The organism is Streptomyces sp. NPDC014894, from assembly GCF_043080985.1.
Classification (GTDB): Bacteria; Actinomycetota; Actinomycetes; order Streptomycetales; family Streptomycetaceae; genus Streptomyces.
In genome coordinates this window covers 300,675-326,326 of record NZ_JBIBWD010000010.1, presented here as the reverse complement: position 1 = coordinate 326,326, position 25,652 = coordinate 300,675, and the positions used below count along the sequence as shown (strand labels likewise).

Genomic DNA, 25,652 nt, shown 5'->3' with positions numbered 1-25,652 from the left:
CTCACTTCTTCGGGGGGTTGGGGACGCCAGGTCCGCCGTCCGGGGTGGGCGGGGCGGGCGGTCCAGGCCAAGGCTCGCCCGGCAGGCCGTCGCCTCCGTCGCCACCGTCGTTACTCAAGGCGTTGCGGATCATGCCCTTCTCCTTCCGGTTGTCGTTCAGTCAACCCGCCCGACCGCCGACCGTCACGCAGTCAGTCGGGCGGGGTCTTGCCCGCCCCTGCCGGATTCCATCGAGCTTGGGGAAGCCTGATAGGTGGGTGTCCGGCAGGGGCGGAGTCTCGTCAGGGCCATTCCAGGCGAGTGCGATCAACAGGCCCGCGCAGACTGCATAGGCGACGGCCATACCGACGGCCACGGCGTAGGGACGGAGCTTGTTCATCTCGCGCCCCTTCTCGACGCACGACGGCCGTTATCCTCCCGGACGCGGGCCCGGAGCGTGGCCAGCACGGGACTGCCCACCCGGGGTTCGGCCTGTTCGCTGGGCGTACGCTCTGGACAGTCGGGGTCGGGGCATTCGCACGGCGGAAACCTCAGAGTCCCCCTCCCGCCCAATGTCGCGTTCGAGCTGCGACGGCACATCAAGAACCACGGGGTGTGGGGGCCGGAACGCCTACTCTTCCCCAACGTGTCACGCACGGGGTACCTCTACGCCTCGTACTTCTACCGGCAGATATGGCTTGAGGCTGTGACGAGGGGAAAGGTGGCCTACTGCAAGCCGCACGCCATGCGGCACTACTACGGCTCGCGTCTGCTCTACGCGGGTGTCCCCGAGAACGACGTGGCTGACTGGATGGGCCACCTCAGTACGGACGTACTGAGAGAGCACTACCACTACATCTTCGAAGGGGCCGAGCAGAGGGGCCGGGCAGCCATCGCCACGATGCTGACACCCGGCGCGGACGACCCCACCGAGCGGACTGAGGCAGCCTGACAGAGCCCATGCGGACGGCCCCCGGCATCGAGCCGGGGGCCGTGTTGTTTGTGCAGGTCGGAGGCCACTTCTGACCCATCGCGGACCCAGCATTTCCCCAGCATGACGCCCAAGAAGGAGCCGAAACGGGCCCGAAAGGACTGGAAGTCGATGTCAGCTCGCAAGCCGCCAAAAACAGCCGTTGACCTGCGAAAACCCAACTACGGCAGGTTCCTCGCCATCACGATCCGCTGGATCTGATTCGTGCCCTCATAAATCTGGGTGATCTTGGCGTCGCGCATCATGCGCTCGACCGGGTAGTCGCGGGTGTAGCCGTAGCCGCCGAGGAGCTGGACCGCGTCGGTGGTGATCTCCATGGCGGCGTCGGAGGCGAAGCACTTGGCCGCCGCGCCGAAGAAGGTCAGATCGCCGTCGACGCGCTCGGACTTGGCCGCCGCCGCGTAGGTGAGCTGACGGGCCGCCTCCAGCTTCATCGCCATGTCGGCGAGCATGAACTGAACGCCCTGGAAGTCGGCGATGGGCTTGCCGAACTGCTTGCGCTCCTGGACATAGCCCTTGGCGTAGTCCAGCGCGCCCTGGGCGATGCCGAGGGCCTGGGCCGCGATGGTGATACGGGTGTGGTCGAGGGTCTTCATGGCGGTGGCGAAGCCGGTGCCCTCCGCGCCGATCATGCGACTGGCGGGGATGCGGACGTTGTCGAGGTAGACCTCGCAGGTCGGGGAGCCCTTGATGCCGAGCTTCTTCTCCGGGGCGCCGAAGGAGACCCCGGGGTCGGACTTCTCCACCACGAAGGCGGAGATCCCCTTGGAGCGCTTCTCCGGGTCGGTGACGGCCATGACCGTGTAGAAGTCGGAGACCCCGGCGTTGGTGATCCAGCGCTTGACGCCGTTGAGGACGTAGTCGTCGCCGTCGCGGACCGCCCGGGTCCTCATCCCGGCCGCGTCCGAGCCGGCGTCCGGCTCGGAGAGGGCGTACGAGAACATCGCGCGGCCCTCGGCGAGCGGGCGGAGGTAGGTGTTCTTCAGCTCCTCGGAGCCGGAGAGGATCACCGGGAGCGAGCCGAGCTTGTTGACGGCCGGGATCAGCGAGGAGGAGGCGCAGACCCGGGCGACCTCCTCGATGACGATGACCGTGGCGAGCGCGTCGGCGCCCGCGCCGCCGTACTCCTCCGGTACGTGGACGGCGTGCAGATCGCTGGTGACGAGGGCGTCGAGCGCCTCCTGGGGGAAGCGGGCGCGCTCGTCCACCTCGGCGGCGTGCGGCAGGATCTTCGCCTCGGCGAGCGAGCGGATGGCGTCCCGGAGGGCGTCGTGCTCTTCGGACGGGCGGTACAGGTCGAAGTCCGGCTTACCGGTCGAGGCCACGTTCTCTCACTCCCCAGAAGAGCTAACTACCGTTAAGTAACCAATTTTAGGGGGCGGGCCCCCGGCGGGCATACGTGAGCTTGACGACAGCCACAGGGTGCCCCTCCGAGCGCCCGACTATGCTCGGTGCGGCCCTCTCCCAACCTCACTGGAGCTCCGTATGGCCCTCAGGATCACTGTGATCGGCACCGGCTACCTCGGCGCGACGCACGCGGCGGCCATGGCGGAGCTGGGGTTCGAGGTGCTCGGCCTCGATGTCGTGCCCGAGAAGATCGAGATGCTCTCGGCCGGCCGGGTGCCGATGTACGAGCCGGGCCTGGAGGAGCTGCTCGCCCGGCATGTCGCGGGAATCGAGGGATCGAGCGGGCGGCTGCGCTTCACCGACTCGTGGGAGCAGGTCGCGGACTTCGGCGATGTCCACTTCGTCTGTGTGAACACTCCGCAGAAGCACGGTGAGTACGCCTGTGACATGTCGTACGTCGACGCCGCGTTCGGCAGCCTCGCGCCGCTGCTGACCAGGCCCGCGCTGGTGGTCGGCAAGTCGACCGTCCCGGTCGGCAGCGCCGCCCGGCTGGCGCGGCTGCTGGCGGAGCGGGCCCCCGCCGAGGTGGAGCTGGCATGGAATCCGGAGTTCCTCCGGGAGGGCTTCGCCGTCGACGACACCCTGCACCCGGACCGGATCGTCGTCGGGGTGGCGAGCGAGCGGGCGGAGAAGACCCTGCGGGAGGTGTACGCCACCCCGATCGCGGAGGGCTCGCCCTTCGTGGTGACGGACTTCCCGACGGCGGAGCTGGTGAAGACCTCGGCCAACTCCTTCCTGGCGACGAAGATCTCCTTCATCAACGCGATGGCGGAGGTCTGCGAGGCGGCCGACGGCGACGTGGTGAAGCTGGCGGAGGCGATCGGCCACGACGAGCGGATCGGCTCGAAGTTCCTGCGGGCCGGGATCGGCTTCGGCGGCGGCTGTCTGCCGAAGGACATCCGCGCCTTCATGGCGCGCGCCGGCGAGCTGGGCGCGGACCAGGCGCTGACCTTCCTGCGGGAGGTCGACTCGATCAATATGCGGCGGCGCGGCCATATGGTCGAGCTGGCGCGGGAGTCCGTGGGCGAGGGCTCGTTCCTGGGCAAGCGGGTGGCCGTGCTGGGCGCGACGTTCAAGCCCGACTCGGACGACGTACGGGACTCCCCCGCGCTCAATGTGGCGGGGCAGATCCATCTCCAGGGCGGCCAGGTGACCGTCTACGACCCCAAGGGCATGGCGAACGCGCGCCGGCTCTTCCCGACGCTGGCCTACGCGGACTCCGCGCTGGAGGCGGTGCGGGGCGCGGACGTGGTGCTGCATCTGACGGAGTGGCGCGAGTTCCGCGAGCTGGACCCGGCCGAGCTGGGGAAGGCCGTGACCAGCCGGATCGTGCTGGACGGGCGGAACGCGCTGGACCCGGAGAAGTGGCGCGAGGCCGGCTGGACCTACCGGGCGATGGGCCGCCCGCGCGCGTAGTCCCGCCCTCTTCCCGAGGGGTACGGGGCCGGTGCGCCGGCCCCGTACCCCCGGCGCTCAGCCGTCGAGTTCGGCGAGGGTGGCGATCGACGGGCCCCGGCGGGAGCGGACGTCCCGGGCCACGGCCTCGGCGTCGCGCAGCACCCGGACCGCGTTCCGCCAGGTCAGCTTGGCGAGATCGGACTCGGACCAGCCCCGGCGGAGGAGTTCGGCGATCAGGCGCGGATAGCCCGCGACGTCGTCGAGTCCGGCCGGGGTGAACGCCGTGCCGTCGTAGTCCCCGCCGATGCCGATGTGGTCGACGCCCGCGACCTCGCGCATGTGGTCGAGATGGTCCGCGACCGTGGACTCCGTCGCGACCGGGCGCGGGTTCTCCTCCTCGAAGGAGGCGTGCAGCTTCATCGCCTCCGGGGTGGTGTCCAGATGATCGAAGCCGTGCTCCCGCAGATTCTCGTCCGCCCGCAGCGTCCACTGTCCGGCGGCGGGGAGGACGAACTTCGGTACGAAGGTGGCCATCGCGACGCCGCCGTTGCCGGGCAGCAGCGCCAGGACGTCGTCGGGGATGTTGCGCGCATGGTCGCAGACGGCCCGTGCCGAGGAGTGCGAGAAGATCACCGGCGCGACGGAGGTCTCCAGCGCGTCCCGCATGGTGGTGGCCGCGACATGGGAGAGGTCGACCAGCATGCCGAGCCGGTTCATCTCCCGTACGACCTCACGGCCGAAGGCGGAGAGGCCGCCGACGCCGGGCTCGTCGGTCGCCGAGTCGGCCCACGGCACATTGTCGTTGTGGGTGAGGGTCAGATAGCGCACCCCCAGCTCGTAGAAGGCGCGCAGGGTGGCGAGGGAGTTGTTGATCGAGTGGCCGCCCTCGGCCCCCATCAGGGAGGCGATCAGACCGCGCTCACGGGCCCGCTCCACATCGTCGGCGGTCAGCGCGCGGACCAGGTCCCCGGGGTGGCGCTCCAGCAGCCGGGAGACGGCGTCGATCTGCTCCAGGGTGGCGCTGACGGCGTCGTCGCCGGTCATTCCGGTACGGACGTACACCGACCAGAACTGCGCGCCGACGCCGCCGGCCCGCAGCCGGGGGATGTCGGTGTGCAGCTGGCCGGTGCGGTCGCCGGAGATGTCGAGCCGGTCGAGGTCGTAGCCGGCCTTCTCGCGCAGCGCCCAGGGGAGGTCGTTGTGGCCGTCGACCACGGGGTGGGCGGCGAGGAGTTCGCGGGCCCGGCCGAGGTGGTCGGTGACGGCGCCGGGCTCGGTGTCGGTGTCAGTGCCGGTGCCGGATTCGGTCTCCATGGGGCCCTACTTCCCGAAGCCGAAGGCGCCCGCGCCCTCGACCTTCGCGCGCAGCCGCTTGCCCTTCTCGGTGGCCTGGTGGTTCAGCTCCTGCTGGAAGTCCTTCATCCGGCCGAGCAGTTCGGGGTCGTGGGCGGCGAGGACGCGCACCGCGAGCAGACCGGCGTTGCGCGCTCCGGCGACGGAGACCGTGGCGACGGGCACTCCGGCCGGCATCTGGACGATGGACATCAGAGAGTCCATGCCGTCCAGGTACTTCAGCGGCACCGGGACGCCGATGACCGGCAGCGGGGTGACGGAGGCGAGCATTCCGGGGAGATGGGCCGCGCCCCCGGCGCCCGCGATGATCGCCTTGAGTCCGCGGGAGTCCGCGCGCTCGCCGTACGCGATCATCTCGTGCGGCATCCGGTGCGCGGAGACGACGTCGACCTCGTACGGGACCTCGAACTCGGCGAGGGCGGCGGCGGCGGCCTCCATGACGGGCCAGTCGGAGTCGGAGCCCATCACAATGCCGACAAGCGGGGTCGTGCTGCTCATTCGGTGATCGTTCCTCTGAGGTAGTCGGCTGCGTGGCGGGCGCGTTCGAGGACGTCCGCGAGATCGTCGCCGTAGGTGTTGACGTGGCCCACCTTCCGGCCCGGCTTCACGTCTTTGCCATACATATGGATCTTGAGCTGCGGGTCCCGGGCCATGCAGTGGAGATAGGCCGCGTACATGTCGGGATAGTCGCCGCCCAGCACATTGCACATGACCGTCCACGGCGCGCGGGGGCGGGGATCGCCGAGCGGGAGGTCGAGCACCGCCCGGACGTGGTTGGCGAACTGCGAGGTGACGGCGCCGTCCTGGGTCCAGTGGCCCGAGTTGTGCGGGCGCATGGCCAGCTCGTTGACGAGGATGCGGCCGTCGGCCGTCTCGAACAGCTCGACCGCGAGATGTCCGACGACGCCCAGCTCGGCGGCGATGGTGAGCGCCAGCCGCTGGGCCTCGCCGGCGAGCGCCTCGTCCAGATCGGGGGCGGGTGCGATCACCGTGTCGCAGACGCCGTTCACCTGGCGGGACTCGACCACGGGGTAGGCGACGGCCTGGCCGTGCGGGGAGCGGACGATGTTGGCGGCCAGCTCGCGGGTGAAGTCGACCTTCTCCTCGGCGAGGACGGGCACCCCGGCGCGGAAGGGGTCCGCCGCGTCGGCGATGCCGCGCACGACCCACACGCCCTTGCCGTCGTAACCGCCGCGCACGGTCTTGAGGATGACCGGGAAGCCGCCGGCCTCCTCGGCGAAGGCGGCCACGTCGTCGGGGTCCGCCACGATCCGGTGGCGGGGGCAGGGGACTCCCAGCTCGCTCAGGCGGGCGCGCATCACCCCCTTGTCGTGCGCGTGGAGCAGCGCGTCGGGGCCGGGGCGCACGGGGACGCCGTCCGCCTCCAGGGCGCGCAGATGCTCCACCGGGACATGTTCGTGATCAAAGGTGATCACGTCGCAGCCCCGGGCGAAGGCGCGCAGCGTGTCCGGGTCGCGGTAGTCGCCGATGACGACTTCGCTGACCACCTGGGCCGCCGAGTCCTGCGGGGTGTCGCTGAGGAGCTTGAAACGAATGCCGAGGGGGATGCCCGCCTCGTGGGTCATACGGGCGAGCTGACCGCCGCCGACCATGCCGACTACCGGGAACGTCACCCCCCTAGCGTATCGGCCACGGCGGGGGCCTTTTCGGGCCGAGGTCGATCGCCACTCTCCGTGACCGCCCGCCGGGGTCCCGGTCACGGTCTCGCCACACCATCGTTCAGGCACCCGGGCGGGGGTGCGGGCCGCTGGTTAGCATGACGGGGTCGACGACACCGAACCGATGGGGCTGGACTCTCACTATGAGTGAACGTGGCGGAGCGCTGCGCACGCAGTTCGACCAGCTCATGCGCGAAGTCGCCAAGTTCGGGGCGGTGGGGGGAGCGGGAGTCGTCGTCAATCTCGCGGTCTTCAATCTGGTGCGCGCGACCACCGAGCTGCCCGTGGTGCGGGCGTCGCTGATCGCGAACGCGGTCGCGATCGTCTTCAACTACCTGGGGTACCGGTACTTCACCTACCGGGACCGCGACAAGAGCGGGCGTACCCGGGAGCTGTCGCTGTTTCTGCTGTTCAGCGTGGTCGGCATGGTGATCGAGAACGGGATTCTCTACGCGGCGACCTATGGGTTCGGCTGGGACGGGCCGCTCCAGAGCAATGTCTTCAAGTTCATCGGCATCGGGGTGGCGACGCTCTTCCGGTTCTGGTCGTACCGGACGTGGGTGTTCCGGGCGATCGACGAGCGCGGGGCGGCGGAGCCGGCTGAATCGTTCCTGGAGCCGGGGCGGGCGAAGCCGGGGCGGATCGAGCCGGACGCGGTGGCTCCGCGTCACTGAGCGGGCTGCGGGGTGCGCGGGGGTTGTCCGGGGCGCGCGGGGCCTGTTCGGGGTGCGCGGGCCGGGGTGTGCGCGGTCAGCGGACGGTGGGCCGGTCGTCCTTGCGCTTGCGGGCCACCCGGCTCAGGAAGAGCGCGAACACCGGGGGGTGCTGTTGCAGCATCTCCAGCCGGCCGCCGTCGGCCTCGGCCAGATCGCGGGCCACGGCCAGTCCGATGCCGGTGGAGTTCCGTCCGCTGATGCTCCGCTCGAAGATCCGCGCGCCGAGGTCGGCGGGGACGCCCGGTCCCTCGTCGGTCACCTCCACCACGGCCTGGTTGCCGGTGACCCGGGTGCGCAGCGCCACCGTGCCGCCGCCGTGCATCAGCGAGTTCTCGATCAGCGCGGCGAGCACCTGGGCGACGGCGCCGGGGGTGCCGACGGCGCGCATCCCCTGCTTGCCCGAGCTGACCAGGGCGCGGCCCGCGCTGCGGTAGGCGGAGCGCCACTCGGCCATCTGCTGCTGGACGACCTCGTCGAGATCGAAGGCGATGGCGGAACCGGTGCGGGGGTCGCGCGAGTTGGTGAGCAGCCGCTCCACGACGTCGGTGAGCCGCTCGACCTGGGTGAGCGCGACGCTCGCCTCCTCCTTCACGGTCGCCGGGTCGTCGGTGGCGGAGATCTCCTCCAGCCGCATGGAGAGGGCGGTGAGCGGGGTGCGGAGCTGGTGGGAGGCGTCGGCGGCGAGCCGTCTCTCGGCGGTGAGCATCCGGGCGATGCGCTCGGCGCTGGCGTCGAGGACGTCGGCGACCCGGTCCAGCTCGGGGACTCCGTAGCGGCGGTGGCGGGGGCGCGGATCGCCGGAGCCGAGGCGCTCGGCGGTCTCGGCGAGGTCGGTGAGGGGGGAGGTGAGGCGGTTCGCCTGGCGTACGGCGAGGAGGACGGCGGCGATCACGGCGATCACGGCGACCCCGCCGATGATCAGGAGGCTGTCGCCGACCTCCCGGGTGATGGAGGAGCGGGGCTCCTCCACGGTGACGGTCTCGCCCTGCTCCCCGGTGGCCTTGCCCCGGATCACGCCGCCGGCGGGGCGGTCGCCGACCTCGATGGCGGGGCGGCCGGGGATCTCGATGAGGGCGTAGCGCCTGGCGCCGCTCTGCTCGGCGAGGATGTCCGGGTTCACGCTCTCGCCGCCGATGAGGAGGCTGTCCACGATGCTGGCGAGGCGGAGGGCCTCGGAGTCGACGCTCTCCTGGGCGCTGCTGGTGATGGTGCGGGTCTCGACGATGACGAGGGAGACGCCGAAGACGGCGATGACGACGAGGACGACGGCGAGGGTGGAGTTGATGAGTCGTCGGCGCACGGGGGCCTCCGGGCGGGGCGGGTCGGGGTGCTGTGGCTGAGCCTATGCCTCGCGGGCTGCCGAGGGGGGCGGGCCCGGGGGGCCCGGTCCGGAGGGGGGTGCCCGTCCGGGCGGGGTGAGGTGTCGGGCCTGCGGCAGGCGGGGTGCGCGGGGCGCGGGCACCCCCAGGGGCTCCGCCCCCGAACCCCCGCGCCTCAAACGCCGGCGAGGCTGAACATGACCACCAGGCGAGGCCGAGAATCACCACCTGGGCAGAGGCGAAGACACCCCACCCGGCAGAGGTGCAGACACCCGCACCGACAGGGTGGAGTCAGCCACCTTGGGCGAGGGGGGAGTCGGCCGACCCCGCGAGGCTGAAGACGGCCGGCCCGGAGGGGCTGAAGTCGCTCGCCCAGCAAGGGTGAAGTCACCCCACCCGGCAAGGTGGAGTCAGCCGCCTTGGCGAGGCCGGGAAGGCCCGGCCGCGAGGGCTGAGGATGGCCGACCCGGCGAGGTTGAAGATGACCGCCTGGGCGGGCCGGAGGGGCGGGCGGCAGGGGGTGGTCAGCTTTTTTCGAAGCGGAAGCCGACGCCGCGGACGGTGGCGATGTAGCGGGGGTTGGCGGCGTCGTCGCCGAGTTTTTTGCGGAGCCAGGAGATGTGCATGTCGAGGGTTTTGGTGGAGGACCACCAGGTGGTGTCCCAGACCTCGCGCATGAGCTGGTCGCGGGTGACGACGCGGCCGGCGTCGCGGACGAGGACGCGGAGGAGGTCGAATTCCTTGGCGGTGAGCTGGAGCTCCTCCTCGCCCATCCAGGCGCGGTGGGACTCGACGTCGATGCGGACGCCGTGGGTGGCGGGGGCCGGGGCGGGCTCGGTGGCGCCGCGGCGGAGGAGGGCGCGGACGCGGGCGAGCAGCTCGGCGAGACGGAAGGGCTTGGTCACATAGTCGTCGGCGCCCGCGTCCAGGCCGACGACCGTGTCCACCTCGTCCGCGCGGGCGGTCAGCACCAGGATGGGGACCGTGTGGCCCTCGGCGCGCAGCCGCCGGGCGACCTCGAGACCGTCCATGCCGGGCAGCCCGAGATCCAGTACGACCAGATCGACGCCGCCCGCGAGTCCGGCTTCGAGCGCGGCGGGACCGTCCTCGCGCACCTCGACCTCGTATCCCTCCCGGCGCAGTGCGCGGGCCAGTGGCTCGGAGATGGAGGCGTCGTCCTCGGCGAGCAGTACACGGGTCATGCAGTGATGGTAGTCCGCGAGTGCCGCACACCGGGGCCCTCTCTCTGCGCCCTGCGGGTCCCAGGACCGGTAGGACTACCACCTTCGATTCAGGGCATTCGGTTCCATGAGGGCCTGTGATCCATGTCTCAAGTCCTTTCATATCCGACACTGTCGTGTCGTATGGTGTCGAGTACGCCTGTAGCACTACACGGAGACCTTTGGCCTGCCGCGCGAACAGCGAGCAGCGGCAGCGCGGCCAAGGGTCTCTTCTGTGCGCGGGGCCGGAGATTCCGGTCCCGCAGACAGTGAATGACCTGTGGGCCGGGCCCCGGGCGCAAAGTCGCCCGGGGCGTGGATCCCGGTGTGGACATGTCCTCCGCGTCCGGCACGTGCCGGAGCGAGCCCCTCAGGCGTGGGGTGGGGCTGTTTCCCCATCGGTGCCGGTCACCCCCACCGGGCGCGTACCGCTCATCGAAGCAGCGCGTCCCGACAGCAAGGAACGACCATGGCGTCAAGCCTGACGAAGGACTCGACCGGCCCCGCCGCCGGCGAGAGGACCTTCCTCGGCCACCCCCGCGGCCTGGCCAATCTGTTCATGACCGAGATGTGGGAGCGCTACAGCTTCTACGGCATGCGCGCTCTGCTCGTGCTCTACCTGTCGACCAATGTGGCCGACGGCGGACTCGGCATGAAGGACGCGACGGCGGTCGCGATCTACTCCGTCTACAACGCCATGGTGTACCTGCTCGCCCTGCCGGGCGGCTGGCTCGGCGACCGGGTCTGGGGCGCGCGCAAGGCGACGGCCATCGCCGGTGTGATCATCATGGCCGGTCACTTCCTGCTCGCCGTCCCCGCGGACGTGTCGTTCTTCATCGGTCTGGCGCTCATAGCCGCCGGCTCCGGTCTGCTGAAGTCCAACATCTCCACGATGGTCGGACAGCTCTACACGGACAAGAACGACCCGCGCCGCGACGGCGGCTTCACGATCTTCTACATGGGCATCAACCTCGGTGCCTTCTTCGCCCCGCTGACCATCGGCTGGGTCGGGCAGAAGGTCGACTGGCACCTCGGCTTCGGCATGGCCGGCGTCGGTATGGCGATCGGTCTGCTCTTCTACTTCACCGGCTTCCGCCACCTGAGCGAGGAGTCCGTCAAGGTCCCGTCGCCGCTGCCCGCCGAGGAGCGCACGGCGCTGGTGCGCCGGGGTCTGATCTGGCTGGGCGTCGCCGCCGCCGCGTACGCGATCGTCGGCCTGGCCGGCGCGTTCACCGTGGACTGGGTGCTGTGGCCGCTGACGATCCTCGGTCTGCTGCTGCCGACCTGGTACCTGTTCCGGATCAAGCGCGACAGGGACCTGTCGTCGCTGGAGCAGGCCCGGATGTCGAGTTACGTCTGGTTCTTCGTCGCCGCCGCCGCGTTCTGGGCGATCTACGACCAGACCGGTTCGGTCCTTTCGCTCTTCGCGAGGAACGACACCGAGCCCACGCTCTTCGGCTTCGAGTTCCCGACGACGTGGTTCCAGTCGCTGAACCCGCTGTTCGTGATGGCGCTCGCGCCCGTGTTCGCGATGCTGTGGGTGGCCCTCTTCAAGCGGAACCGCGAGCCGAGCACGATCTCGAAGTTCTCCATGGCGCTGGTGCTGGTCGGCGGCTCCTTCGGCGTGATGATGGTGGCGCAGGGCCTGGCCGCGGGCGACGCCAAGGTCTCCCCGATGTGGCTGGTGGCGGTCTACTTCATGCAGACCGTGGGTGAGCTGTGCCTCTCCCCGGTCGGCCTGTCGCTCACCACCAAGCTGGCCCCGCAGAAGTACGCCTCGCAGATGATGGGCGTCTGGTTCCTCGCGATGACCGCGGGCAACTCGGTGATCGCCCTGCTCCAGCTGCTCGGCGCGCCGACGGACACCCAGACCTGGTTCGCCAGCCAGGGTGTGATCGCCGCGCTCGCGGGTGTCTCGATCTTCATGTGGCGCCGGAAGGTCAAGGCGCTCATGGGCGGCGTCAACTGACGTCCGTCCCGGCCTGAGGCCGCGCGAGGCCCGTCGTACCGGTTCCGTACCGGTGCGGCGGGCCTTTCCCGTACCCCCGGGGCTCTCTCGGCGCGGCGCGCGGTCACGAGGGCGGGGGCGGCGGGGGCGGGGTGAGCGTACGGGGCGACTCGCGCGGCCGGACGCGGTCGACGACGGCCATTCCGGCGCGGAAGACCGCCGTCGGCACGACGAGGGCGAGCAGCACCCAGAAGACGGTCACCCCCCAGGGGCGTTCGACGGCCCAGGGCCGGGTCGCCAGCGTCCGTCCGCCGTGTTCCACCGAGATCCGGTAGTCGCCGTGCGCCCCGGCGGGCAGTTCCACGGGCAGCTCGACCCGTGCCCTCCCGCCGGGCTCGACGGTGCCGCGCCAGCGCCGCTCCGCCCAGTCGGGCGCGTGGACGCCCCGGGCGGCCCCGACCCGGAGCACGGGGTCCTTCACGGGGACGGCCCCGAGATTGCCGACCGTGAGGACGAGCCGGCGCGAGGGCGGCGCGCCGAAGCGGACGAGCAGCCCGGAGTCGCCGCGGAGCCGGGGCGCGGCGAGCAGGGCGAGCTTTCCGGCGGGCGGGCGGGGCAGCGGCGCGGTGGGGTGGCCGGCCACGGTGAAGGAGGTGTCGTCGGCGGCCCGGTCGCCGGTGACGACGGCGACATGGACGACACAGGGGCAGGGCCGGGGCGGCGCGGCCACCGGGAGCTTGGTGCTGAAGGAGCCCCGGGAGTCGGTGGTGACGGCCCGGCCCTCGCCGTTGGCGCAGCTGTCGGTGCCGCCGATCATGTTCTGTCCGCAGACGAGCAGCATCAGCAGCGCGCCGGGCCGCCAGCCGCCGCCGCTGACGGTGATCTCCTCGCCCGGGGCGGCCCGCGGCGAGGAGAGCGCGGTCCCCGGGCCGGTCTCGGCGGCCGCGGGCGGCGGGAGCGGCCCGAGCGCGAGCAGGAGGCAGCCGAACAGCAGGGCGGCCGCCCTGGCCCGACGCCCCGGCGCGGATCGCCCCGGCGCGGATGGTCCGGGTACGGATCGTCCGGGCACGGGTGCGGGCCGTGCCGGCAGGGGCGGGGGCCCGGCGCGGCGGGCGAGGGGGCGGGCCTCGGTCACGGTCAGCCCGTGGCGCGCCGGCCGCCGCGCCGGGTCAGCCAGAGCACTCCGGCCGCTCCGGCGAGCAGCACCGTCCCGCCGAAGAGGGCGAGCGCCGTCGCGGAGTCCATCGGTCCGGTCTTGGGCAGCTCCTCCTGACCGGAGCCGCCGGAGTCCGAGCCGCCCGAGCCCGAACCCCCGGAGTCCCCGGATCCTCCGGAATCCGAACCTCCGGAGCCCCCCGAGTCCGAGCCGCCGGAGCCGGTCACCTCCAGCTCCAGCGACGGCCCCGGGTTGTTCTGCGGGGTGCAGGTCGTCGTGGTGCCGAGCGCCTTGATGGTGAGCACCCCGGCCGTGAAGGCGACCTTCCCGCTCTTCTTCGGGGTGTACGTGCCCGACAGATCGCTGATCTTGATGGGGGTGTCGGCCGGGATCGCCTCCGCGTTCGCCGGTCCGGAGACCGCCACCGTGCCCGAATCCGCGCCGCCCAGCTTGATCAGCGCGCTCGGGCTCATGGCCCCCTTGCCCAGCTCCACCGGGCTGGAGGAGACGCCCTTGCGGAAGGACATCGTCAGCTTGTGGGAGTCACCGCTCTTCACCGCCTTGATGTCGATCGGCGAGACCGCGGTCTTCACCCCGATCGGGGTCTGGCACTTGTACTCGACGTCCACCACCACGGCTCGCGCGGCCGGGGCGGCGGTCAGCACCACCGGGCCCGCCATCGCCGCCGCGAGCGCGAGAGCCGTCCGTTTCTGGTACCTCACCTCTGCGTTCCCCTCAGCCGAAAGCCGAAAGCCGAAAGCCGGAAGCCGTGCCCGTGCGCGTTCCGTATCGCGCCACGCCGTACGTGCCCTGCCGTAGCTCTGCCGCGCCGCGCCGTTCCGTATCGCGCCACGCCGTACCGTGCGACACCGTGCGACACCGTGCGACACCGGCCGGCGCCCGCCCGCCGGACGTTCCGCGCGGGCACGCCGCACGGCACCTTACTGACGGGGAATCAGATCGGGCGCTCAAGGTACGCCGGGGGCCCTGGGGAGGGAAGACAAAGAGCACGCCTTGTCGGCGTGCTCTTCCGTGGAATCTCTCGGGTGCGCGGCGCGCGTCACACGGGCGCGGCCAGCTCCGCCCAGACGGTCTTGCCCGGCGCGCCCGCGACCCGGACGACGCCCCAGTCCAGGCAGAGCCGCTGGACGATGAACATCCCGTGGCCGCCGGGGCGTCCGGCGCGGTGCGGGGTGCGCGGCGCGGGCAGGCCGGCGCCGCGGTCGGTGACCTCCAGGCGCAGCACCTTGCCGTCGCAGCCGACCTTCAGCTCGTCCGGCCCCTCGGCGTGCAGACAGGCGTTGGTGACCAGCTCGGAGACGACCAGCAGGACGTCCTCGGCGGCGGCGCGGCGGTCGGCGCTGGCGGCGGGCAGCCAGCCCCAGTCGTACAGCGCCTGGCGGGTGAAGTCACGGGCGAGCGGGACGATTCCACTGGCGCTGCCCAGGGCAAGGCTGCGCACCGGCCCCCCGGGTGTCCCGGGGGGCAGGCCCCCGAGGACGCCATTCGGCTCGGGGCCGAGATCGCCCGGCTGCTGCCGGGTGGTGCTCATCAGCGCCTCACCTCACCGATTCACCAGTCGCCATTGATGTCAGCGCCGTCGCGGCTCCGCCGTCTCTCCGGCATCACCACGCGAACGCACCGCTTCCTACCCGTTCACCGCTCGTACATCAGAGTGCCGGACGACCGGCTCTCCCGCGGGCTCGTGGGAGTTCTCCTGCCCTGGCGCGCGGTGACAACACTCACTACGCCCCCAGCGGAATCCCCCCGCCACCCCCGTAGCCCCGTGAAAACGCGTCCGGCTCAGCCGGACAGGGCCTCTTCGACGGAGCGGTGGACGGTGAAGACCGCCTCCGCCCCGGTGATCTCCAGTACTCGCGCCACCACGGGCAGCAGTCCGGCCAAGTGGACTCCTCCCCCGGCGGCTTCCGCCTTCAGCCGGGCGGCCAGAAGCACATTCAGCCCGGTCGAATCGCAGAATTCCAGCTCCGAACAGTCGACCACCAGGCGGGAACGCCCCTGTTCGAGCGCCTCCTCCAGGGGAGCGCTCAGCAAACCGGCCGTGTGGTGATCGAGTTCACCCGCCGGTTTCACCACTTCGCTGTGGCCCTCGGTCCGAACCTCGACCTGAAGTCGGCCACGATTCGCGCTGCCGACCGTCACGCGGTCCATGCCCGTTCCTCTTCGCCGTGTCGTGCCTCTGTTGTGACCTGTCCGGCGCGGCACGCCAGGGGTGGAATCACCCGGTGGCTCTCGCCGCGACTTCCGTCGAACATTACGCCTTCTTCGCGGGCGGGGGCCAGCGGAAGTCCCTGAGGAATGCCTTATATCGGGCAAATGCCACTTGCAACGGGTCGCCGACAACGGGTAGGGCTGGTAGAGCACAGAAACACCGCCCACCACACGACCGGCTCTGGAGGCGCCGCTCACCGCAGCGACCACGGCATCGGCAGCCATGTGCCGACAACGATGGAGGAGACCCATGTCACCCCGGCCGGACCCCGCCCCCGCCAACGACGCGTCCCGACACCGCTACCCGCATCACACCGCCGGAAACGGCCCGGGCGCCGCCCGCGTACTGGAGGCCGCCCGGACCGCGGACGCCCCGGACGCCGCAGGCGCCGACCTCATGTCTCTCACCGGCCTCACCGACCTGACCGCCCCCTCCGATCTCACCGAACTCGGCGAACTCGCCGACGGCCCCGAAGGTCTCGGAGCCCTCGAAGCCCTCGAAGCCCTCGAAGACACCGGCGCCGACACCGGCGCTCCCGGCGGTCCGGAAGCGCGGCGGCGGTCCCTGGAGCCCCTCCCCCGGATCCCGCCCCTCTCCACGATCGGCGCGGTCGACGCCCGGGCCCTCTCCAAGACCCTCTTCGCCCGGCTGGAACAGCTGGAGGAGGGCACCCACGACCACGCGTACGTACGGAACACCCTCGTCGAACTGAACCTCGCGCTGGTCAAGTTCGCCGCCTCTCGCTTCCGCACCCGGAGCGAGCCGATGGAGGACATCATCCAGGTCGGCACCATCGGCCTGATCAAGGCGATCGACCGGTTCGAACTCAGCCGCGGCGTCGAGTTCCCCACCTTCGCCATGCCGACCGTCATCGGCGAGATCAAGCGCTTCTTCCGGGACACCAGCTGGTCGGTGCGGGTCCCGCGCCGGCTCCAGGAACTCCGTATCGAGCTGGCCAGGGCGACCGACGAGCTGGCGCAGCGGCTGGACCGCGCGCCCACCGTGCCCGAACTCGCCGCCCATCTGGACCTCGCCGAGGACGAGGTGGTCGAGGGCATGGTCGCGAGCAACGCCTACACCGCCGGCTCGCTCGACGCCCGCTCCGAGAGCGACGACTCCCACGACGCCGAGGGCACGCTCGCGGACCGCATCGGATACGAGGACCACGGCCTCGAAGGCGTCGAGTACATCGAGTCCCTGAAGCCGCTGATCGCCGGCCTTCCGCCACGGGACCGTAAAATTCTCTCCCTCCGTTTCGTCGGCGGTATGACGCAGTCGGACATCGGCGAGGAGCTGGGCATCTCCCAGATGCATGTCTCCCGGCTGCTCACCCGCACCCTGATCAAGCTGCGAAAAGGCCTCACCGTGGTGGAGTGAGCGCCGTCCCCGCGAACCCGTCGCGACCGGGCCCTTTCCGCCATGGAGGGGGCCCCTGGGCGTGATTGACGGGCCCGGGCCGCTGGTTCGCATTGAGCGGGGGCCCGTCGGGGGGACAAAATGGCTCGTGGGGAGGGCTGCCCGTCCGCGCGCACAGCAAGGGAAGAGCCGGTGCGCCGGTCCATGGGCAGAGAACGCGTGTATGCACCGTCATGCCGTCCGGCGCGCCGAGCGGAGTCAGCCGACGCGGTGGGCCCGTCCGCCGGGACCGGAGCACCGGCCGAAACCGGCGTACGGGTCGGAATCGCCGTACAGGCTGTGATCGCCGGGGCCGTGGCCCTGAGAGCCGTGCGGGCCGTGAGCGCCGTGAGCCGGGGGGCGGCCGGCCCCGTACGGCCGGTCCTTCGCGGCGCCGGGCGCGAGACCGTCCGGACGACCGGTGGCTGACCTCACCCGGCCGCACGGGCCGTCCGGCCCCGACGCGGATCCGCCGGGCCCCGGTTCCGATTCCGGTTCCGGCGGCGACCGCCCGGCCCCCGCCGCCTCCACCGACACAGCCGTGACCGATACGGCCTCCGCGTCCGACGCCTCCGACGCGACCGGCTCACCCGACCCGAAGGCGACTTCCGGAGCCGCGGATTCCGCCGACCCGCCCCCGCCCCCGCCGCCGCCCCCGGAGAACGAAGGGAACGAAGAGAGCACCACCGGCTCCGGCGGCGACTCCATGTTCCGCAACGCCTACGCCCTGATGCTCTCCACCGGCGTCTCCGCCGCCCTCGGGCTCGGCTTCTGGCTGGTCGCGGCCCGCTACTACTCCAAGGAGGCCGTCGGCGAGGGCTCGGCGGCCATCGCCGCCATGCGGCTGCTCGCCTCGATCACCGCGACCACGATGATCGGCGCGGTGGTGCGGTACGTGCCGCGCGCCGGGCGCGCCACCGGGCCGCTGGTCTGGCGGACCTATCTCGCCAGCTCCCTGGTGGTGACGCTGGCCTCGGTCGTCTTCCTGCTCACCCTCGATCTCTGGGGCTCCTCCTACGAGCCCCTCGACGGGCTCTGGCCCGGCCTCTTCTTCATCGCGGCCTGTGTCGGCTGGGCGCTGCTCACGCTCCAGGACGGGGTGCTGACCGGGCTGCGCAAGGCCTTCTGGGTGCCGGTGGGCAACGCCGTCTTCTCCCTCGGCAAACTGCTGCTGCTCGCCGCGTTCGCGACCGCCCTGCCCGTCCTCGGCATCTTCGTCTCCTGGGCCGCCGCGATGGCCCTGTCGGTGCTGCCGCTGGCCTGGCTGATCTTCCGCAGGCTGATCCCCGGCCAGTCCGCCGCCGACCGCGACCGGGAGCCGCCCGCGATGCGGGAGATCGGCCGCTTCCTCGCCGGGGACTCGGCCGGCGCGCTCTTCTCGCTGGCGATGATCAATCTGCTGCCGGTGATGATCGCGGTCCGCTTCGACGCCGCCGACAACGGCTTCTTCTACATCGCCTACACCGTCGGCGGCACGATGGAGTTCATGGCCATCAACATGGCCTCCTCGCTGACCGCCCACGCCTCGCACAGCCCCGAGACCCTGGCCGCCGGGGTGCGCGGGGCGCTGCGCCGGATGGCCGTGCTGCTGGTGCCGGTGGTGCTGGTGCTCGTCGTCTTCGCACCGCAGATCCTCGCGCCGTTCGGGGCCGCGTACGCCGAGAACGGCACCACCGTGCTGCGGCTGCTGGCCGCCGCCGCGCTGCCCCGGGTGGTGGTCGAGCTGTACATCGGCGTACTGCGCGTCCAGGGCCGTACGGGCATGCTCGCCGCGCTCCAGAGCGCGATGTGCGCGCTGGTGCTGGGGAGCGCCGCGCTGCTGCTGGGACCGACCGGGATCGCCGGGGCGGGCTGGGCGATGCTGGGGTCGATGACGCTGATGGCCGCCGTCGCCGCGCCGGGGCTGCGGGCCGCCCTCTCCAGCCGCGAGCCGCGCCCCTCCCGGGTCGTCGCGCTCTTCCGCCGGGGGCCCGGGAAGAGCGTCGAGTACGGCACCACCTGGGCCCGCAAGGCGGCCGAACGCCGGGAGCGGGCCGAGGAGTACGCCAGGGAGTACGGCGCGGACTGGGCGCGGCAGGCGGCCTATCTGCGCGGGGCGCACGACGACACCACGCCCGCGCTGGGCATCCCGATGTATCTCCCGGCGGCCGAACCGGTCCCGGGGGAGCCCCGGTCCGCCGCCCCCGCCGCCTCCGAGAGCCGTATCGCGCTCACGCTGTGGCTGCTGCTCGCCCTGGCCGCCGCGCTCTTCTGGGGGCCGCTGCTGAGCGTGCCGGACATCGCCCTGGACGCCCTCTCGGGCACCGAGCTGGTCCGGGCGCTGCCGCCGATCACGGTCACGGCGGGGGTGCTGCTGATCGTGGTGCAGAGCGCCTCCCTGTCGCTGCTGCGCCCGCGCCCCGCGCTGCTGGGGGCGGGCCTGCTGGTCACCTTCGCCTCGCTGCACGCCTCCCCGGCGGCGCTCGGCTGGGAACCGGAGCCGGTGGACGGCGCGTGGTACGAGGCGGCGGCGCGGTTCCTGGCGTCCGCCGGGGGCCTGGACAGCGCCGAGCCGCTGCTGCGCTGGCTGCCGACGGTCTGCCAACTGCTCTCCCTCGTGGCCGTGTTGGCCATCCTGCGGACGACGGGACTTCCGGTCGCGGCGCAGTGGGGTGCACTCTGGCTGCTCACGGTGTGCGGCTGGGCGCTCCAGCGTCCGCTGGCCCCCGTCGCGCTGCCGCTTCAACTGGCCCTGGCCTGTGCGGCGCTGGCATTCGTCTGGATACGCAGGGCGCGCACCGCGCCGTCGAGGAACTGAGCCATCTGGGGTGAAGCGTGCAAGAACCAGCCACCGAGTCCGGGAGATCCTCGGCGGCCCCGGCACAGTCCGGCCCCGGTGAACGGGGTCCGGGCGCGGGCGGGCCCGCCGTGGACCAGCCGACCATGACCCTCGCGGTCGCCGCCCAGGACCGTACGGCGGACACGGAAACGGGCCCGGACGCCGAAGCGGACGCGAGCACGGCCCCGCGCAGGGACCCGGACGCCGAAGCGAGCGCGGACGCCGAAGCCGGCCCGGACGCCGAAGCGGGCGCGGACGCGAGCACGGCCCCGGGCGCCGAGTCCCCGCGTCAGGACCGGTCGCCGGGCGCGCTCCTCGCCGCCCTGCGCGCCGGCCGCGCCGACCCGGCCCGGCGGCGCTCCTTCGCGCTCCTGGCAGCCCCCCTCGTACTCGCCCTGGCCCTGTGGGCCGTCTCCGTCGCCCTCACCGACGTCTCCGATCTGAGCGACTACGGCCTCCTCACCGCGCTGCCCCCGGCCCACTGGATCGGCCTGGCCGTACTGACCTGCGGCTTCTGGTTCTGCGTCCGCGATCCCGCGCGCGGCAACCGCTGGCCGCTCGCGTACACGCTGGTGCTGCTGGTGATGGAGCGCGCCACCCAGGCGATGATCTACCCCACCCCGCTCTACGCCTGGGCGTGGAAGCACGACGCGGTGATCGAGCATCTGCTCACCGCGGGCCGGCTCCAGCGCGGCGCGGAGCTGGGCGACATGGCCGTGTACGACCAGTGGCCCGGCTTCTTCGCCGCGCAGGCCGCGCTGGTGCGGCTCACCGGCGCGGAGAACGCGCTGGCGTTCATGGCCTGGTGGCCGCTGATCTCCTCGCTGCTGCTGCTCGCTCCGCTGCTGCTGATCTACCGGACCTTCACCCAGGACCGCCGGCTGATCTGGACCGCCGTCTGGCTGTTCTACGTCGCCAACTGGGTCGGCCAGGACTACTTCTCGCCCCAGTCGCTGGCCTTCGCGCTCTATCTGGGCGTCATCGCCGTCGCGCTGCGCCGCGCCGAGCGCCCCGCGCCGGGCCGCCGCTCCCGGCAGCTTGTGTGGTGCGCGCTGCTCGTTCCGCTGATCGCCGCCATCGTCATCGCGCACCAGCTCACCCCGGTGATGCTGGCGGTCGGGCTGGCCGCGCTGCTGCTGATGCGGCGCTACCGCGACTGGACCCTGCTGATCGCGCTGATCCTGGTCTTCCTCGCCTGGAATCTGACCGCGTCGCTGCCCTTCCTGAAGGAAGCGGTGCCCGACATGATCAGCTCGTTCGGCAAGGTGACCGACAATCTGGAGACCGGTTACGGGGCCACCCCGACCGGGACCGGGGCGCTGGTGGTCTCCTGGGCGGCGCGGCTGCTGTCGGCGGGGGTGGTGCTGCTCGCCGCGATCGGCGTGCTGCGCGGCGGGAAGCTGCTGCGCCACCGCGCCCGGCCGCTGCTGCTGCTGGCCGGGGTGCCGCTGCTGATGGCGGTCGCCAATGACTACGGCAGCGAAATGATCTTCCGGGTGCTGATGTTCATGCTGCCCGCGCTCTGCTTCTTCGCCGCCGCCGCGCTGATCCCGGCGGCCCGGCCGCTGGCCGCCGAGCCCGGGGGCACCGGGGCCCCGCGCCCGGCCACCGGGCTCTGGTACACGATCGCGCCGCCGGTGGCGCTGCTGACGCTGACCGCGCTGTTCGTGCCCAGCTACGCGGGCAAGGACCGGCTGAGCTACTTCCCGCCCGAGGAGGTCTCGCTGGTCCAGGGGCTGTTCGACCGGGCTCCCAAGGGCTCGCTGGTGGTCGCCGCGCACCGGAACTACCCGCTGGCGTACGCCGCGTACTGGGACGTGGACCACTACTGGTTCCTGGACGACGCCAAGGAACATGTGGACAAGATCCTGAAGGATCCGGCGGGCACCCTCGCCCGGGACATGAGCGGGGTGTCGGCTCCCGCGCACGGATATCTGCTGCTGACCCGGGGGCAGCTCGCCAACTCGGAGATGAACGGCATGCTCACGGGCGAGCAGCTGCGGCGGATCGAGCGCTCGGTGGCGTCCTCGCCGCTCTTCGAGGAGGTGGACCGCAACAGCGCGGGTTCAGTCTTCCGGCTGAAGCCGGCCGCCGCGGGCATCGGGAACAACGGCTCTGGGGAGAAGACCTCATGACACCTCGCCACCGGGCCCTCGCCCTGCGCGCCCTCCCCGCCGCCGGCGGCTGGCTGGCCATGGCGGCCACCGCCCTGCCCGACGCTTCCGCGATACGGGTGGCTCCCGTGGCGCTGTTCCTGCTGCTGGGTCCCGGGGCCGCGCTGCTGCGGCTCTGCGGACCGGCGCTGAGCAGGCATCGCGCGATCGGTCCGGCCGAGAGCTGGGACGAGGGCTTCGAGCGGGACTCCGACCGGATCGAACGGCTGGTGCTCGCCGTGGGGCTGAGCCTGAGCGCGGCCGTCGTCTGCTCCACCGCGCTGATCGCGGCCGAGGCGTTCAGCGGTCTTCGGGTGCTGGCCGTGCTCGCCGTGCTGACCACCGCCGCCGTGTGCGCCCCGAGGCCGGCCCCGGGCGGCGGACGCCGCTCGTCGCCCGCCGCGCCGCCCCCGCTGGAAGGGTGAGCCCCGTGTCCGATTCCCCCCGTGGCGCACGGCCGCTCCGGCGCGGGCCGTGGCTCGCGGCGGCCGTCGCCGGGGCGCTGCTGGTGACCGCCGTCGCCGTCGAGCGGTCCGGCTCCGACGACGGGCCGTCGGCGGAGGCCCGGTGCCTGCCCACGAAGCTGCTGGTGCCGCCGTGCGGGGCCTGGTTCGGCGCGTACGTACGGCACGACAAGCCCGATCTGGAGGAGAAGGTCCTCGCCTACGAGAAGCGCCTCGGCCGCCAGCTGGACATCGTCTACACGTACCACGACATGTCCACGGGCGGGGACGGCGAGGAGGGGACGCTGCTGACCGAGCAGGAGCGGCGCGTCGGGCAGGACCGGATGCTGCTGCTGTCCTGGGAGAGCAAGTGGTGGGGCGGCGGCCGGGAGCGGCAGCCCCGGTGGAAGCAGATCGCGGCGGGGAAGCTGGACCGGTCCGTGATCGACGTCCAGGCGAAACGGATCAAGGAGTACGGGAAGCCGGTCTTCCTCTCCTTCGACCTGGAGATGGACAGCCGGATCCCCGAGGACGGCTCCCCGGCCGACTTCGTCGCCGCCCACCGGCACATCCACGACCGGTTCCGCGCGCTGGGCGTCGCCAACGCGGTGTGGGTGTGGAACGTGACCGGCTATCCGGGCCATCAGGAGCTGTTCCCGAAGCTCTATCCGGGCGACGACTACGTCGACTGGATCGGCTACAACCAGTACAACTACTTCCGCTGCCACGACGCGGAGTGGCAGAGCTTCGAGCGGACCCAGCGCGGTCCGCACGACTGGATCCGGAAGAACATCTCGGACACCAAGCCGCTGATGCTGCCGGAGTTCGGCACCGCCGACGATCCGGAGAGGCCCCGGGCGCAGGCCGACTGGTACCGGGAGGTGCCCCGGGTGGTGAAGTCCCTGGAGGGGGTGGGGGCCGCGCTCCAGTGGAACTGGCGCGACCCGGGCCCCGGCTGCGATCTCTCGCTGGCGCGGGACTCGTCCTGGAAGAGCCTGGGCGACGCCGTGGCGGATCCCTACTTCAACCAGCCGCGCCCCTGACGGTCGGCGCGGGCGGACCGGCCGGGCCCCCGGGAGGGGAGCCCGGCCGGGTCGGACAGCCGGTCGGCCGGCCGGTGCCGGTCGGCCGGTCTGACCGGCCGGGGGCTTGTCAGCCCGCGAAGACCTGGCCCTTCACGCTCGCCCGGGCGCGCCGGTAGAGCCGCCAGCCCACGGTGGCCGCCGACTCGGGCATCGGGGCCGCCTTCGCCCCGCGTCCCGCCATCCACGCCCCGACGTCCGCGACCGTGTGCGTACGGCGCACGATCAGCCGGGCGATCCGGTACAGCTCGTCCCGCTCGGAGCTGAGCGCGTGCCGGACGGCCGCCGCCGAGGCGTACCCCTCGCGCAGCGCGGCCCGGCGCACCGCCCGGCTGTTGTAGCCGTGCGGATAGGCCAGATGCGCCACCTCGTGGCCGAGCAGCTGTTCCAGCTCCTCCTTGGGCTCGCGCAGCTCACGGCGGAGCGCGGCGGCCGGGAGGGTGTCCAGCTGGGCGTGGGTCACCGTGTGGGCGCCGATCTCCATGCCGTGCCGCTCAAGGCTCGGCGCCTGGGAGAGCGTCATCATCGGGGCGGGCGGCAGCAGACTGCGCCGCCCCGGGGTGATCGCGCCCGTCGTCAGATACGCCGTCGCGGGCATCGAACGGCGTACCAGCTCCTCGGCGGTCGGGCCCGGCAGATCGGCGAACCCGTCGTCGAAGGTGATCGCCACCGGCCGCTCCGGCAGCTCCCCCGCGCCGGTGAGGGCGGCCACGAGGGTGCTGATGGTCACGGGGGTGCGGCCGCTGGCCGCCACCGCGTCGAGCTGCGCCGCGAAGTTCTTCGGCGTGACGGTGAACTCGGCGATCCAGGCCGGCGGATCGTCCATGACGGCGTGATAGAGCAGTACGGGGATCCGGGCCGCGCCCTCGTCCGCGCCCGGGGCGCGGCTACTCCGCACGGCCGTGCCACGGCGGTCGGACGCCCCGGACCCGGCTCCGGGCCCTGGCGTATCCGAGCGGGCCGGCCAGCATGCCCCGGCGCTCCAGCCGGGAGAGCGAGCGCGGCCACGGGTAGTCCTGCGCTCCGTGCGCGCCGGGGACGGCGCCGCCCGCGGAGTCGCGGTGGGCCGTGATGGTCCGGGCGTGGGCGAGGCCGCGCGGGAGCTTGCGCAGCAGGGAGGGGAGCAGCGCGGGGCGGCGGACCAGCAGGGCGGTGAGGTACGCGGTGAGTCCGGCGCCGTATCCGTACGCCTGGTTCCGCAGGTCCTGCCAGGTCTCCCGGTGGTGGTGCCAGACCAGCGCCTCGGGGGTGTAGCGCAGCCGGTGGCCGGCGGCCAGGACGCTGACGAAGGCGTAGAGGTCGTCGCCGCCCCGGGCGGGGGTGCCGGTGCCGGTCGCCGGGTCGAAGCCGCCGGCGTCGCGCAGGGCGCGGGCCCGGAAGGCCATGTTGGCGCCGGAGCCGAAGCTGCCCGCGGTGAAGGGGAAGAGGGGTTCGTCGGCGGGCGGCCGGGCGGGGTCGTAGGTCTTCGGGGCGAAGCCCTTGGCGAAGCCGCCGTGGCTCTCCAGCAGGATCTGCGCGGGGGTGCCGAGCCGGGCGGGCAGGATCAGCCCGGTGGTGCAGCCGAGGCCGGGGTCGGCGGCGAAGGGCTCGGTGAGCGCGGTGAGCCAGTGCGGGTCGGCGACGACGTCGTCGTCGGTGAAGGCGACGATCTCGCCGTCGGCGGCGGCGACCCCGCGGTTGTGGGCGACGGCGAGCCCGGGGACGTCCTCGCGGACCAGGCGGACCCGGCCGCCGTAGGCGCCCTCGACCAGCTCGCGGGTGGCGCCGGTGCGGGGCGCGTTGTCGACGACGACGATCTCGAAGTCGGGGTGGTCCTGGGCGAGCAGCGAGTCGAGGGCCCGGGCGAGCTGGTCGGCGCGTTCGCGGGTGGCGACGACGACCGAGGTCCGGGGCGGCGGGGCGGTCCGGTCGGTGGCTTCGGTGACTTCGGCGGCGTCGGTGACTTCGGTGGCTGAGCCGTTGGCTGAGCCACCGGTTTCGGCCGACGGACCCGGACCGGGCGCGGATACGGGGTGCGGGGTCCGGGCGAGGACGGCGCGGGCCTCGGCGGCGACGGCGTCCGCCGGGTCCTCGCCGGGCGGGACCCGGCAGACGACGGTGGCGACGGGCCGTCCGCGCAGCCGGACCAGGGCGTAGACGTCGCCGCCCTTGATGTCCTCGCCGTCGGCGGATCCGTCCCGCAGGGCGGGCCCGAAGGCGAGCACCGCGCCCTCGGGCCCGTCCAGGTCGAGTTGGGCGACCTGGATGGGCCCCGGCCTCCGTGGGTTTACCGGATTATCGGATTTGTCGAGGTCGCACATGTCTTGTTCCTCGGGTGTGTGGCGCCGGACGGCCGACCGGCCGAGGGGGCCGGTGCGGGCGT

The 25,652-nt window shown here is 72.3% G+C and carries 21 protein-coding genes; 9 read left to right on the top strand and 12 right to left on the bottom strand.

The window, feature by feature from the left end; translation table 11 throughout:
* Positions 1–253 precede the first annotated feature (253 nt).
* Positions 254–931: a site-specific integrase gene (locus ACF089_RS25030; protein ID WP_392030482.1), complete on the top strand. Its 678-nt coding sequence runs from the start codon at positions 254–256 to the stop codon at positions 929–931.
* A 200-nt stretch (positions 932–1,131) separates the two neighbouring features.
* Here the strand turns inward: ACF089_RS25030 and ACF089_RS25025 are convergent, their stop codons facing one another.
* Positions 1,132–2,295: an acyl-CoA dehydrogenase gene (locus ACF089_RS25025; protein ID WP_392030480.1), complete on the bottom strand. Its 1,164-nt coding sequence runs from the start codon at positions 2,293–2,295 to the stop codon at positions 1,132–1,134.
* 160 nt (positions 2,296–2,455) lie between these two features.
* Here ACF089_RS25025 and ACF089_RS25020 point away from each other — a divergent pair, with 160 nt between their 5' ends.
* On the top strand, positions 2,456–3,793 hold the full coding sequence (locus tag ACF089_RS25020; RefSeq protein WP_392030477.1) for a UDP-glucose dehydrogenase family protein: 1,338 nt from the start codon (positions 2,456–2,458) through the stop codon (positions 3,791–3,793).
* A gap of 57 nt (positions 3,794–3,850) precedes the next feature.
* Here the strand turns inward: ACF089_RS25020 and ACF089_RS25015 are convergent, their stop codons facing one another.
* From ACF089_RS25015 to ACF089_RS25005, 3 genes are read right to left on the bottom strand one after another with little or no spacing between them, the layout of a single operon-like run.
* Positions 3,851–5,089, bottom strand: a complete 1,239-nt coding sequence (locus ACF089_RS25015; RefSeq protein ID WP_392030474.1) for a dipeptidase — start codon at positions 5,087–5,089, stop codon at positions 3,851–3,853.
* Between the two features lie 6 nt (positions 5,090–5,095).
* Positions 5,096–5,626, bottom strand: coding sequence for a 5-(carboxyamino)imidazole ribonucleotide mutase (purE, locus tag ACF089_RS25010; RefSeq protein WP_392030472.1), 531 nt, complete (start codon positions 5,624–5,626; stop codon positions 5,096–5,098).
* The gene (locus ACF089_RS25005) at positions 5,623–6,762 is read right to left on the bottom strand and encodes a 5-(carboxyamino)imidazole ribonucleotide synthase (RefSeq protein WP_392030470.1); all 1,140 of its coding nucleotides are present in this window, start codon (positions 6,760–6,762) and stop codon (positions 5,623–5,625) included. The genes purE and ACF089_RS25005 overlap by 4 nt, the downstream gene beginning before the upstream one ends.
* A 188-nt stretch (positions 6,763–6,950) precedes the next feature.
* Here ACF089_RS25005 and ACF089_RS25000 point away from each other — a divergent pair, with 188 nt between their 5' ends.
* Entirely contained in the window at positions 6,951–7,481 is a 531-nt protein-coding gene (locus ACF089_RS25000; protein WP_392030468.1) for a GtrA family protein, read from the top strand.
* A gap of 76 nt (positions 7,482–7,557) precedes the next feature.
* Here the strand turns inward: ACF089_RS25000 and ACF089_RS24995 are convergent, their stop codons facing one another.
* Positions 7,558–8,823: an ATP-binding protein gene (locus tag ACF089_RS24995; protein ID WP_392030466.1), complete on the bottom strand. Its 1,266-nt coding sequence runs from the start codon at positions 8,821–8,823 to the stop codon at positions 7,558–7,560.
* 543 nt (positions 8,824–9,366) lie between these two features.
* Positions 9,367–10,044, bottom strand: a complete 678-nt coding sequence (locus tag ACF089_RS24990; protein ID WP_190126986.1) for a response regulator transcription factor — start codon at positions 10,042–10,044, stop codon at positions 9,367–9,369.
* A 487-nt stretch (positions 10,045–10,531) separates the two neighbouring features.
* Between ACF089_RS24990 and ACF089_RS24985 the strand changes: the two genes are divergently transcribed.
* Entirely contained in the window at positions 10,532–12,031 is a 1,500-nt protein-coding gene (locus ACF089_RS24985) for a peptide MFS transporter (RefSeq protein WP_392030464.1), read from the top strand.
* Positions 12,032–12,134: 103 nt separating this feature from the next.
* On the opposite strand, the gene ACF089_RS24980 is transcribed toward ACF089_RS24985, so the two are convergent.
* The 4 genes from ACF089_RS24980 to ACF089_RS24965 form a co-directional block, all read right to left on the bottom strand.
* Positions 12,135–13,079 (bottom strand): neocarzinostatin apoprotein domain-containing protein, encoded by a 945-nt coding sequence (locus ACF089_RS24980; RefSeq protein WP_392030462.1) that lies wholly within the window; start codon positions 13,077–13,079, stop codon positions 12,135–12,137.
* Between the two features lie 68 nt (positions 13,080–13,147).
* Positions 13,148–13,888 carry an LPXTG cell wall anchor domain-containing protein gene (locus tag ACF089_RS24975; RefSeq protein WP_392030460.1) on the bottom strand — a complete coding sequence of 247 codons (741 nt, stop codon included), beginning with the start codon at positions 13,886–13,888 and terminating at the stop codon, positions 13,148–13,150.
* Positions 13,889–14,226: 338 nt separating this feature from the next.
* Positions 14,227–14,718, bottom strand: a complete 492-nt coding sequence (locus ACF089_RS24970) for an ATP-binding protein (protein ID WP_392030458.1) — start codon at positions 14,716–14,718, stop codon at positions 14,227–14,229.
* A gap of 251 nt (positions 14,719–14,969) precedes the next feature.
* Positions 14,970–15,338 carry an STAS domain-containing protein gene (locus ACF089_RS24965; protein ID WP_392030456.1) on the bottom strand — a complete coding sequence of 123 codons (369 nt, stop codon included), beginning with the start codon at positions 15,336–15,338 and terminating at the stop codon, positions 14,970–14,972.
* Positions 15,339–15,648: 310 nt separating this feature from the next.
* Here ACF089_RS24965 and ACF089_RS24960 point away from each other — a divergent pair, with 310 nt between their 5' ends.
* From ACF089_RS24960 to ACF089_RS24940, 5 genes are all read left to right on the top strand, one after another.
* Complete coding sequence (locus ACF089_RS24960; protein WP_392030454.1) at positions 15,649–16,776, top strand: RNA polymerase sigma factor SigF; 1,128 nt, start codon at positions 15,649–15,651, stop codon at positions 16,774–16,776.
* 559 nt (positions 16,777–17,335) lie between these two features.
* Positions 17,336–19,591 (top strand): lipopolysaccharide biosynthesis protein, encoded by a 2,256-nt coding sequence (locus tag ACF089_RS24955; protein WP_392030451.1) that lies wholly within the window; start codon positions 17,336–17,338, stop codon positions 19,589–19,591.
* A 110-nt stretch (positions 19,592–19,701) separates the two neighbouring features.
* Positions 19,702–21,747: a glycosyltransferase gene (locus tag ACF089_RS24950; RefSeq protein ID WP_392030449.1), complete on the top strand. Its 2,046-nt coding sequence runs from the start codon at positions 19,702–19,704 to the stop codon at positions 21,745–21,747.
* A complete protein-coding gene (locus tag ACF089_RS24945; protein WP_392030446.1) occupies positions 21,744–22,190 on the top strand; it encodes a DUF1616 domain-containing protein in 447 nt (148 codons plus the stop codon). The genes ACF089_RS24950 and ACF089_RS24945 overlap by 4 nt, the downstream gene beginning before the upstream one ends.
* A gap of 5 nt (positions 22,191–22,195) precedes the next feature.
* Positions 22,196–23,251 carry a glycoside hydrolase family 26 protein gene (locus ACF089_RS24940; protein WP_392030443.1) on the top strand — a complete coding sequence of 352 codons (1,056 nt, stop codon included), beginning with the start codon at positions 22,196–22,198 and terminating at the stop codon, positions 23,249–23,251.
* A gap of 109 nt (positions 23,252–23,360) precedes the next feature.
* Here the strand turns inward: ACF089_RS24940 and ACF089_RS24935 are convergent, their stop codons facing one another.
* Both ACF089_RS24935 and ACF089_RS24930 read right to left on the bottom strand, forming a co-directional pair.
* Positions 23,361–24,116 (bottom strand): polysaccharide deacetylase family protein, encoded by a 756-nt coding sequence (locus ACF089_RS24935; RefSeq protein WP_392030613.1) that lies wholly within the window; start codon positions 24,114–24,116, stop codon positions 23,361–23,363.
* A 61-nt stretch (positions 24,117–24,177) separates the two neighbouring features.
* Positions 24,178–25,590, bottom strand: coding sequence for a glycosyltransferase (locus ACF089_RS24930; protein WP_392030440.1), 1,413 nt, complete (start codon positions 25,588–25,590; stop codon positions 24,178–24,180).
* Between the last annotated feature and the right edge of the window lie 62 nt (positions 25,591–25,652).